The following is a 12,198-nucleotide window of genomic DNA, read 5'->3' on the forward strand; positions in this document are numbered from 1 at the left end:
TACAGGAGGACAAGATTGCGATGAGTATCAATGTATTGCTGGTTGACGATGAAGCGATTGATCTGGAATGGCTGCGGCGCAGAGTACTGGCCAGCCCGCTGGATCTTGCAGTGGTAGGAACGGCGAACAGCGGCTTCAATGCGCTTAAGATTATGGAGCAGGAGCGGGTGGATATCATCCTGTCCGATATACGGATGCCCATTATGACGGGGACAGAATTCGCGCGCCGGGCGAAGGTGATCCATCCAAAGGTCAAAATTGTCTTCATCAGCGGCCATGAGGATTTCAGCTATGCCAAGGAAGCGATTGAGATCAATGCCTCCGGTTATTTATTGAAGCCTGTGGAAGACAAGGATCTCTACGACATGCTCGAATCCCTGTCTGCCGCTCTGGAGCAGGAACGGGAGAAGAACCGTTCATTTACCGAGGCGCTGTCCCTGGTGAACAAGGAGCTGATTCTGCGCTGGTTCGAGGATGCATCGCCTGAGCCGGCGGAGCAGCATCTGCGCAGTGCCCTGAATCCGCTGCTCATGAAGGGGGCGGCTACAGCAATTATTGAGATTGATGATCTGGAATGGAAAATGCGCGACCTGTCCGAGGAGGATGCGCGGGTCAAGACGCGGCAGATGGCCGGACTGATCAGAGCGTTCGTAGAGAGCGCCCAGCTGGGAACACTGATCCCCGTCCATCATCACCGGTTCGTCATTCTGTGCAGCCTTCCGCAGGACAGCTTCCTCAGTCTGCTGGATGAGCTGATTAAGCAGATGGCCGGGAGCTCACCCTGCACCTTAACCATCGGGGTCGGGCGTTACGCCCAGGATGAGGCGGGGCTGCATGAATCCTATCAGCAGGCAACGGCTGCACTCAGTGCGAAGTGGCTGCTGGGCAAGAACCGGCTGATCCGCGACAATCTGGAGTCCTCCCCGCGCGGGACGCCGGGGGCAAGGATTGAACAGACCGTTGTGCAGCTGCTGGAGGCTATCATCCAGTACGATCTGGTGGCGATTGACGATCATCTGCTGGAGCTGTTCACGAATGCGGGCAAGAAGGATGTCTATGAGCTGATTATCCGGATCACCTCCAAGCTGCATGCGGACCTGCAGCAGCAGAATGAGAATCTGTATGAGCTGCTCCAGTGGGAGTCTCATCAGCCGGACATCCTGTTCCAGTTCGAGACGATTCACGATATCCTGTCGTGGATGAGACGGAGATTCTTCGAGCTGTCGGAGCTGCTGTATGTGAAGCGGCAGCGGCAGAAGCGCAAGCTGATTGACGAGATTATGAATTATGTGGAGGAGAATCTGGAGAAGAAAATCACGCTGAAGGAGGTAGCCGCCCACTTCGACTTCACCCCGAATTATCTGGGCTTCCTGTTCAAGGAAGAGTATGGGGTGCCCTTCAGCGAGTATGTTAACGAACGCAAAACAGGCAGAGTGTTCGAGCTGCTCAGTGATCCGACGCTTAAGATCTATGAGATAGCCGAACGGATGGGCTATAAGAATATTATCTATTTCAACCGGCAGTTCAAGCAGATCACCGGCATGACGCCGGGGGAATACCGCAAGAAGCAGAAAATCTAAGCTGATGATTACCAAACGTTGCCAGTCCTGATTTCCAAATCAGAGGCAACGTTTTTTGTTTTTTTGGAAAGTATATATTTAAACGGATCGTTGAAAAAGTATTACTTTTAGTTGATAGCCCTAATCCACACCGGAAGGACGCTTATTTATAATAAGGCTATAGAGAAATGGGAATGGGAAAGGGGATTCAAGATGAAACAGAAACAACACGGATTCTGGGATGACGTCAAGAAATACAGATCCTTGCTTCTTATGCTGACACCGGCAGTATTGTTCTTTCTGCTATTTGCTTATCTGCCCATGTCGGGCATAGTGCTGGCATTCAAGCAATTTGATTATACTGGCGGGGTATTCGGCAGTCCGTGGAACGGACTGGATAACTTCAAATTCTTCATTGATTCCGGTGACGCCTGGCGCGTAACCCGAAATACAGCGTTATATAACATCGCATTCATCGTTGTGAACAACGGGCTTCAGATCTTCGCAGCGATCCTGCTGTTCGAGGTAGCGGGCAAATGGTTCCGCAAGCTGACCCAAACGGTATTGTTCCTGCCTTATTTCATCTCCTGGGTTGTAGTTGGAGCCATTGCGTACAACCTGTTCAACTTCGATGTAGGTACCGTTAACGTATTGCTGAAGGGACTCGGTATGCAGCCGGTGGATATCTATAATACGGCAGCCTACTGGCCGTTTATCCTGGTCATTGTCTCCGCCTGGAAGACACTGGGCTACGGAACGATCATGTATCTGGCCGCCATCACCAGCATAGACACCGAGATGTACGAAGCCGCCGAAATTGACGGGGCGAATATTTTCCAGCGGATTATGAAAATTACGATTCCTAACCTGATGCCGACTGTCATCATTCTGGTGCTGCTGGCGATCGGTAATATCTTCCGCGGAGACTTCGGGATGTTCTACAATATGGTCGGCAACAACGGCCTGCTGTTCTCATCCACAGACGTAATCGACACCTTCGTCTTCCGCTCGCTGACCACATCCAATGAAATCGGGATGTCTGCGGCAGCCGGATTCTACCAATCCCTGCTCGGCTTCGCAACCATCATGCTGGCCAACTATGCAGTACGCCGATACGACAAGGATCGCGCTCTATTCTAGGACAAGGAGGTAATGCCCAATGAGTTCAACCACTGCAAATATTAAATCACCGGAAGTACGCAGAAAGCCTGCTAACCGGGACAAGATGGTGCTATCCATCATCGGATACGTAACCTTAACGGTACTGGCCATATTCTGTATCTTCCCGTTCATTCTGGTCATCTCTTCCTCTCTGAGTGAAGAGAGCGCGATTATCGAGAAAGGGTTCCAGATATTCCCAACCGCCTTCTCGACAGAGGCGTACAGCTTGCTGTTCAAGTATCCGGCTGAGATGCTCAGAGCGTATGGCGTGACGATCTCCGTTACGGCCATCGGTACTATCGTCGGATTATTCCTGACGTCAATGACAGCCTACGTGCTGTCCCGGAGAGATTTCAAATGGCGCAGCCGCTTCTCCTTCTTCTTCTTCTTCACTACATTGTTCAGCGGCGGTCTGGTTCCATGGTATCTGATGATCATCAACTATCTGCATCTGAAGGATACGCTTCTGGTACTGATTCTGCCGATGATGATGAACGTCTTCTATATTATTGTCATGAAGTCCTTCATGAGCAGCATCCCGGATGCGATTACAGAATCCGCCAAAATTGACGGAGCCGGAGATTTCCGGATCTTCATGCAGCTGATCGTGCCGTTGTCCAAGCCGGCGCTGGCGACCATTGGCCTCTTCATTGCCTTGGCCTACTGGAATGACTGGTATAACGCATTGCTCTTCATCTCCAAGTCGGAGCTGATGCCGCTGCAGTATTATCTCTACAAAATGTTAGGCAACATGGATGGAATGCGTAAGGCGATGATGGCTTCCGGTGCGGTGGTCAACACAGACCTGCCAACCGAAAGTCTGAAGATGGCCATGACGATTGTGGCTACAGGACCGATCCTGCTGGCGTATCCGTTCATCCAGAAGTATTTTGTAACAGGACTTACGATTGGCGCAGTCAAAGGATGATTACAGGGCAACCTGGTTATCAATATAAGACTTAAAGCAACTATTATTTAAGGGGGAAATACAGGTCATGATGAACAAGAAAAAGAAACTGACAGTTACGCTTGCAACGATTCTGGCGCTTGGAACGGTCCTCAGTGCCTGCGGCGGCAATAATAATGGTAATACAGGAGCGGAGGCTACGAAGGCTCCGGCGACATCGGAAGGAGCAACAAATTCCGGTGCTCCGGACACTTCCAAGGAAGTGAAGCTCAAGATGATTCTGCTCGGGCCACAGCCCGGGGATTATGACAAGGTCTTCGGAGAGCTGAACACTAAGCTCAAGGAAAAAATCAATGCTACCGTAGAAACCGAATTCCTCGACTGGTCTGACTGGACCCAGAAATACCCGCTGAAATTCGCAGCAAATGAAGACTTCGATCTCGTATATACAGCGAACTGGGCCTTCTATAACGACCAGGCGCTGAAAGGCGGATTCCTGGAGCTAACGGATGATATGCTGACCAAATACATGCCACAGACCTGGGAAGCGATGCCGAAAGTGAACTGGCAGCAAGCCAAGGTGGACGGCAAGCTCTATATGGTTCCTAACAACAATGTTGAAGTAACGGACAAAGTGGTGCTGTACCGTGAGGATCTGCGCAAAAAACACAATCTGCCTGAAATCAACAGTGCTGAATCATATGCTACTTATCTGAAGGCCATTGCCAAAGATGAGAAAGGCATCACCGCATTCGGTGCCAAGCCTGCAGACGGCTGGAAATTCCATGAGCTGGATCAGACGCTGCTGGAGCAGAACAACAACTTCAACCTGGTAGATGCAAGCCTGCTGCCGCTGGCGTACAAGCTGGATGATGCAACCGGTAAAGTCTTCAACATCTATGACACACCGGAATTCACTTCCCTGCTTAAATATTACAAAGACCTGGCCGATAACGGCGCGTGGTCCAAGAACGTAGTCAGCAACAAAAACGATGTATGGCAGGATGTGAAAGCAGGCAAAGTATCCTCTTATGCGCACAATCTGGGTACTGTAGCTGCTAACCTGGCTGAAATGCGCCGTGACAAACCGGATGTAGAGCTGGGCATTGCTGACCTTACCCCGGACAAAAAGAAAATTGCTGCGATCTCAACGCAGAACGGGATGTCGGTGCATGCAACCTCCAAGAATCCTGAGCGCGCACTGATGCTGCTGGATTTACTGCAGAATGACAAGGAAATTCACGACTTGACTATGTACGGTATCGCCGGAAGCAACTACAATCCGGAAGGCGACAAGAAGTTCACCGCCGGTCCTGCTGCCGCTAACTACACAGGCTTCTCGAACTGGGGCTGGAACTCCCCGCTGAACCGTCAGGATGCAGCGTATCCTAAGGAAGCGGACGATATGTTCAACACTTGGCAGTCCAGCATCTATCACTTCCCGCTGGAAACCTTCGTCTTCGACACTACGCCAGTGAAGAACGAAGTGGCTAATATCGGCAACGTGATGCTGCGTTATGCGATTCCGCTTGAATATGGCTTGATCGAAGATCTGGCGAAAGGCCAGGCAGACCTGATCAAGCAGCTGAAATCAGCAGGTCTGGATAAGGTGCAGACTGAAATGCAGACACAGATCGATGCGTTCCTCGCAGCGCAGAAATAACAGAATAAGCTTACGGGCTGCTCCAAAGCAATAGCTTTGGGGCAGTTTTTATGAAAATATAAGAAGGTATAGATTGTACACGGATCATACAATATGGCAAAGGAGCAATTCTCATGAGATATACGATACAGGCTGGGGTGTCTCCCAAAAAAATCTACCCGTCCACACTGAAGCTGGGCGGGAGCAATCCCCAAGGGGATGAGATCCGCTTCACGAATTATTATATGGAGCGCAGCGGCAAGCCTTATTTCGCCATCTGCGGGGAATTCCATTATTCACGGTATCCCGAAGCGGATTGGGGGAGTGAAATCGCCAAGATGAAGCTGTCCGGCATCAATGTGGTGGCGACCTATATCTTCTGGAATCATCATGAAGAGGTGGAAGGAGCATTCGAATGGGCAGGCAACCGCAATCTCCGGAGATTCGTGGAGCTGTGCCGGGATAATGGCCTATACGTCATTCTGCGTGTGGGTCCGTTCTGTCATGGCGAGGTCCGTAACGGCGGACTGCCGGACTGGCTGTTCGGCCGGGAATTCGATGTGCGCTCCAATGACGAGGGCTACCTGAAGTATGTGAACCGCCTGTTCAAGGAGATCGGCAATCAGGCCGATGGACAGATGTTCAAGGATGGCGGCCCGGTGATCGGGATTCAGCTGGAGAATGAGCTGAATGCTGCGGCCGCTCTCTGGGAAGAGACCGCCAAGCAGGGTGACGAATATCTCAGCGGCGGAGCGAGCGGTGAAGCGGGATCTGAGCATATGCGTCTGCTTAAGCAGTATGCGGTGGATTCCGGTCTGATCGCTCCGATCTATACCAGCACCGGCTGGGGCGAGGCGCCGTTCCTGGAGGATGAGGTGCTTCCGCTCTACGGAGGGTATGCCTATACTCCGTGGAGCATCAGTGACCCGAATCAGGTTCAGAAGCCGACGCCGGAATACGTATTCGTGAATTTCCATGATGACAAGGCGCCGGGCGGCGAATTCAATCCGCCGTATGCGCGGACGAAATACCCGTTCGCTTGCTGTGAGATGGGCGGCGGGATGCAGACCTGGTATCTGTCCCGGTTCCAGGTTGAGCCGGAAAGTGTCATCGCCATGACCTTAATGAAGCTTGCCGGAGGCTGCAACTTCATCGGGTATTATATGTTCCATGGCGGAACCAATCCGGTGGGAAGAACGGGATACCTGAATGAGAGCACTACGCCGAAGCTGACCTATGACTTCCAGGCGCCAATCGGGGAATTCGGCCAGATCCGTGAGTCGAATCACCTGCTTCGTCCGCTTCATTATTTCCTGCGCCGGTTCGCAGACCGGCTTGCACCGATGGCAACTGTGCTTCCTGAAGGGGCAGAAGCAGTTACGCCAGAGGATGCGTACACGTTGCGTTATGCAGTCCGCACGGACGGCAAGTCCGGCTTCCTGTTCGTCAATAACTATCAGGACCATGTGGAGATGGATACGCACGAGGAGGTTGTGTTTGCGGTAGAACTGGGAGAGGAGACGCTAAGCTTCCCGCAGCGGAGCAAGCTGACGGTTCAGCCCAAGGCTTCCTTCCTGCTGCCGTTCAACTTCGCGCTGGATGGTCTTAATCTCAAGGCTGCCACGGCCCAGCCTGTTACGGCTATTGAAACGGAGGAAGCAGCCACCTACTTCTTCTCTATGCCGGAGGGCGTCGACGCTGAGTTCCAGATTGACGCGGATGCCGGTATTCTGGAGGTGAGCGCGGAGACCGGAGACGTAGCAGAGAATGGCGGCTATAATGTGCTGATTCCGCATCACCAATCTTCTATGATTGTGATCCGGCGGGACGGAGCCAGAGAAGTCCGTATCTATGCCATGAGCGCTCGTGAAGCTGCGGCTCTGTGGGAGCTTGAGGAGGACGGCCGCAGCCGCATCATCTTCTCACCGGTTCCTCCGGTTCAGACCCCGGGCGGAATTGAATTCATCAGCCAGGGGCATCATGCATTCACATTCCGTGAATACACGGGCGGAACTGAGGCGGCAACGCAGTGGAATACCGCACAAGCGGATGCAACGGTCAGCGGACGACAGGATGGCTGGTTCCAGGCTTACGAGGTACAGGTACCGCAGAAGGAAATCACGATTCCGATGCGCCGGATTCAGGATCACAAGGTTGTCCTCCAGTTGCCCGAAGAAGTCCTGGAGGGTTCGGAAGAAGTCCTGCTGAGCATTGATTATACAGGCAATGTGGGCTATGCCTTCGCTGCCGGGCAGCTGTTCCACGACCATTTCTATAACGGCCTGCCGTGGGAGATCGGCCTATCCCGGTTCCGGGAGGTACTGCGCCGGGGCGAGATCGTTCTGGAAACGACACCTCGCCGGACAGGTGCTGTTAAGCTGGCCGACGATGCAGCCATGGCTGTGGAGAAGGTATTCGAGGGCGAAGCCGTTGCCGTGTTCCATAGTGTGACCGCAACAAAGGTGTACCGGATCGGACTAACAAGATAATGCAAGAAGGAAGCACTGTCCAGGAAGCTCCGCTGGATGGTGCTTTTTTCTGTTTAAGTATTTTGTGAGATTTTTATAAGTGCATTAAGTTAGAATGAGAACATCGATGATTTAAACTGGAGGCTGTTTGTGAGAAAGGTAAATATCCGCAGACTTGCGGGAATCGGCATATTCTTCTGTATTATCTTTTCTTTGATCTTCATGATCTTCTCACTGACCCGGCCTCCTCAAAATGAGGTAAGCGTGGAGAAGGGAGTACTGGATCTGTCCTCATGGAATCTTGAGCAGCAGGGAGTCGTGAATTTGGATGGTGAGTGGGAGTTTTACCAGGATAAGCTGCTGAGCCCTGAGGATTTCCGGCAAGGCCGGTATGATTCTCCGCCTGCCTATTTGAAGGTTCCCGGTACCTGGCGCGGCAAGAATCCCGCTGGCGGGATGAGCAGCAGGGGTTCAGGCACCTACCGTTTACAGGTATTATTGAAGGATACCGATGAAATACTCGGCTTGAAAATAAGAAGCATCCGCATGGCCCACCGTCTGTTTATTGGTGGACAGGAGGAGGGGGCCAGCGGGCTTCCTTCCACGGACAAAGGCGCGTTTCAACCCGGAAACACACCGTATTCGATATTTTTTCATCCGGATGCCCGCAGGCTCGAGATTGTGATCCAAGTCTCTAACTATAATTTTGTCACCGGAGGAATTGTGAACTCCCTCACGCTTGGAGCACAAGAGGACATCACCCGGCGCAACATGATACAGATCGGTGCGGATATCGGAATCATTTTGATCTTGGCCATGTTCGGTGCCTATCACCTCAGCTTCTATTTTATTGGCCGCCATGAGAAGGAGTATTTGCTTAGCGGATTTTTCTTATTGTTTCTGGCCTTGCAGAACTCCTTGTACGGGGAAAAGATGTTTCAGCGTCTCCTGCCGTCGGTCCCCTTTGATTTTTCGTATAAGCTGCTGGATGTCAGCCACTTTCTTAGCGCGATACTGATTATTGTGTTCTTTTGTACCGTAGAGTCGCACCTGATGTCGCTGCGCAGGCTGAAGCTGATTCTTACCCCGTTTATGGCCTATCTTGTTATGGTTGTGCTTTTGCCATATGCGGTGCATATTCGAGTGAAATATTTCTTTATATTCTATCTCTGGATCGTTATGCTCGGCATTGTAGCGAGAATGGTCTATTTGTATATCCGCAGGCAGAGTCAGGTGGCAGACCGTGCGGAGCTGATGCTGTTCATTGGCGGTGCCATCTCGCTGATAATCTATCTGATGAATGACGGCCTTTATTCCGAGAATATTGTCCAGAGCAATTTTACAGGAAGATGCGGAGTTATTGCATTTATTGTGCTCATTAATATCCTGCTGGCCGTAAGGTTCTCGAATGCGTATGCCAAAACAGAGATTCTATCCCGTAAGCTATGGACAGCGAACCAGCTTAAGGATGAATTCCTGATGAACACCTCTCATGAGATTAAGACACCGCTTCATGGAATAATGAATATGACCTCTTTTTTACTGGAGAATCAGGAAGAGAATTTGCATGCAGGCCAGAAGCAGAATCTGTGGCTGATTAAGGATACATCCACGAAGCTGTCGATGCTGATCCAGGATCTGATCGATGTCAGCCGGTTGAGGCACGGAGAGCTGCGATTGCACCAGACCGCTGTTGATCTAAGAGTGGCTGTCCAAATTGTATATGATATTCTCCGGTTCGAGCTGGCGGGCAAAGAGGTGCAGCTGCTAAACCAGGTGGAGGCCGATACATGGGTACTCGCGGATGAGAGCAGACTGCGGCAGGTGATGTATAACCTGGTTCATAACGCGATTAAGCATACCCTTCAGGGATCGATTCAGATTACAGCAAGAGTAGCCGGGAGTGAGGTCTTCATTGAAGTGGAGGACACCGGAACAGGGATATCCGAAGAGAACCATGCGGCGATCTTTGAATATTTTGAGCAGGTGGACAGGCTGCTGCCGCAGGACGGATATACCGGAATGGGGGTAGGGCTGTATATCAGCAGGAAGCTGGTGGAGCGTATGGGCGGTGTGATTCGGGTGGATTGGTCCGAGAAGGGCAAGGGAACCCGCATGGTATTTACGCTGCCCCTAGTAGACCCTATTCCCGAATATCAGCAGGCTGCCGTATCCGAACCTTACGCGCTGCATGCCGAAGTTGATTATACGGTGCTTGATGTACTGGACCGGGAAGGGCAGACCATTCTGATTGTAGACGATGAGGCCTCCAACATCCATACCCTGCTGAATATTCTCCGTCGTCATGATTATAATGTGCTGATAGCCTTCTCCGCCAAGGAAGCATTGACCAAACTGCAGGAATATCAGCAAGTGGATCTTGTCATTCTGGATATCATGATGCCGGGTACATCGGGGATAGAATTATGCCAGTCACTGCGCAGCCGTCATTCTATACTTGATCTGCCGATTCTGTTCGCCACAGTCAAGGATGCACCTTCCGATATCGCGCTGGGCTTCCGGGCCGGGGCGAATGATTTCGTGACCAAGCCCTTTGAGAGCGAGACGCTGATGGCCCGGATTCATAACCTGCTGGCCATGAAATTGTCGATCCAGGAAGCGATCCGGCATGAGCATGCGTTCCATCAAGCCCAGATCAAACCGCATTTCCTGTATAATGCGATGAGCAGTATTATCTCATTCTGTTATACCGATGGCGTCAAGGCAGCTTATCTGTTAACCATGCTCAGCCAATATATGCGCTTTATTCTGGATATGGACCGCTCCACACTTGTCATTCCGTTGTACCGGGAGCTGGAGCTGATTCAAGCCTATGTGGAAATTGAACAAGCCCGCTTCGGGGAGAGGTTCGACTATAACAGCCAGGTGGATAATTCCCTGAAGGCAGTGAATATCCCGTCCCTCTGCATCCAGCCATTTATTGAGAATGCCATCCGTCATGGACTGTTCGAGAAGGAGGGGCAAGGCAAGGTTGCCTTAAGGATTCAGGCTGGTGACGGATACATGAGGATTATAGTCGAAGATGACGGTGTAGGCATTCCCGCTGATCTGTTATATACATTGAACAGTCAGGGAGAGCTGCAAGGAAGCATTGGTATTCAGAATATCCGCAAGCGTCTGGATATGATTCCGGGAGCCAGCTTAAGCATTCATTCTGAAGCAGACAGCGGTACGAAGGTAACGATCTATCTGCCGCTCAGCGGCGGCGGCTCCGGGCAAGGGGCTTCTGAGGAGTAGGAGTAAATATGATTCTGCGTGAAGGAGGGGTCTTCCATGTTTCGGGCGATGATTGTTGAGGATGAACGGCCAATCCTGGATTTAATGAAGGTGCTGGTTGGCCAAAATAGCAATTACAGCATTGTAGGAGCTTTTACGAATCCGGTAGAGGCCTTGGCGAATCTGCAGGAGCTGCAGCCGGATATCGTGTTCATTGATGTGGAGATGCCGAGGATGAACGGGCTGCAGCTTGCAGTGCACATCCATGAACAGCTGGGTCAGGCAGAGATAGTGTTCACTACGGCTTATAAGGATTATGCACTTGAAGCATTCGAAGTAAGTGCACTTGATTATATTCTCAAGCCTGTCACGCCGCAAGCGATTCAGCGGGTCACCGGGCGGCTGTTCAAGCACCGGACAACCCACATTTCCGCAGAGACCGTCAAGTCTAGCTTCTCCATCCGCTGCTTCGGTGAATTTGAAGTCCTTAATCCGGAGGGACTCCCGGTCCACTTCCGAACCCGCCGGACCGAGGAATTATTCGCTTATCTTCTTTGCCACCCTGGACGGTATATCAGCAAGTGGAAGCTCATTGATTTGTTGTGGCAGGATGCGAAGGGAGAGCGGGGATTATCCAATCTGCATAATACCCTGTACCTGTTAAAAAAGGTCCTGAAAGAGAACAAAATTCCGATGAGCATACAGAAGCTTAATGACGGTTACAGGCTGGATACGGCAAATAAACAATATGATCTCCTGCAGTATCATCAACTGCAGCAGGTTCACAGTGAGGGCAGACTGACCACAGAGCAAGCCGAAGAGCTCTGTTCGCTGTATCAGGGGCCGCTGCTGGAGGGCAAGAATTACTTATGGAAGATCCCGTTAGAGGAAGCCTTCTTCAAGCAATATACAGCAATGGTCCGGGAATTGGCGGCGGCTGAGCTTACGGCTGGAAATGGAGCAGCAGCGGAATTACGTCTTGAGCAATACTTGTCGCTGTATCCGTTGGAGGAGGAAATGAACCGCCTCCTGATTAGCATGTATAGAGGACGCGGCGCATTAGAGAATATCAACAGACGGTATGAGCAGTTTGAAGCGGCTTGTAAAAATGAGCTGGGGCTTGAGCTGCCTCCGGAAATCAAGAATGAATGGCTGCAGGCTCATTAGTATATCCCGTGACAAAAAGAAAAGGCGTCCCCTGTAGCCGTTACACGGCTTGTGGGG

The 12,198-nt window shown here is 51.4% G+C and carries 7 protein-coding genes; all 7 read left to right on the forward strand.

All coding sequences use genetic code 11. From position 1 onward, the window contains the following. Positions 1-20: 20 nt before the first annotated feature. The 7 genes from MKY12_RS08100 to MKY12_RS08130 all read left to right on the forward strand — a co-directional run bounded on the left by MKY12_RS08100 (position 21) and on the right by MKY12_RS08130 (position 12,141). Positions 21-1,580 carry a response regulator gene (locus MKY12_RS08100; protein WP_339255084.1) on the forward strand — a complete coding sequence of 520 codons (1,560 nt, stop codon included), beginning with the start codon at positions 21-23 and terminating at the stop codon, positions 1,578-1,580. A 192-nt stretch (positions 1,581-1,772) separates the two neighbouring features. Continuing rightward, on the forward strand, positions 1,773-2,699 hold the full coding sequence (locus MKY12_RS08105) for an ABC transporter permease subunit (RefSeq protein ID WP_036721498.1): 927 nt from the start codon (positions 1,773-1,775) through the stop codon (positions 2,697-2,699). Between the two features lie 19 nt (positions 2,700-2,718). After that, positions 2,719-3,648 (forward strand): carbohydrate ABC transporter permease, encoded by a 930-nt coding sequence (locus MKY12_RS08110; protein WP_036721501.1) that lies wholly within the window; start codon positions 2,719-2,721, stop codon positions 3,646-3,648. Between the two features lie 67 nt (positions 3,649-3,715). After that, entirely contained in the window at positions 3,716-5,290 is a 1,575-nt protein-coding gene (locus MKY12_RS08115) for a DUF3502 domain-containing protein (RefSeq protein ID WP_339255085.1), read from the forward strand. A gap of 113 nt (positions 5,291-5,403) precedes the next feature. Next, positions 5,404-7,758 (forward strand): beta-galactosidase, encoded by a 2,355-nt coding sequence (locus tag MKY12_RS08120; protein WP_339255086.1) that lies wholly within the window; start codon positions 5,404-5,406, stop codon positions 7,756-7,758. A 129-nt stretch (positions 7,759-7,887) separates the two neighbouring features. Further along, positions 7,888-10,995, forward strand: coding sequence for an ATP-binding protein (locus tag MKY12_RS08125; protein WP_339255087.1), 3,108 nt, complete (start codon positions 7,888-7,890; stop codon positions 10,993-10,995). Positions 10,996-11,031: 36 nt separating this feature from the next. Next, complete coding sequence (locus tag MKY12_RS08130; protein WP_339255088.1) at positions 11,032-12,141, forward strand: response regulator; 1,110 nt, start codon at positions 11,032-11,034, stop codon at positions 12,139-12,141. Positions 12,142-12,198 lie beyond the last annotated feature (57 nt).

Origin of the sequence: Paenibacillus sp. FSL M7-0896, from assembly GCF_037975415.1 — a bacterium.
GTDB classification, from domain to species: Bacteria; Bacillota; Bacilli; order Paenibacillales; family Paenibacillaceae; genus Paenibacillus_AQ; species Paenibacillus_AQ silagei.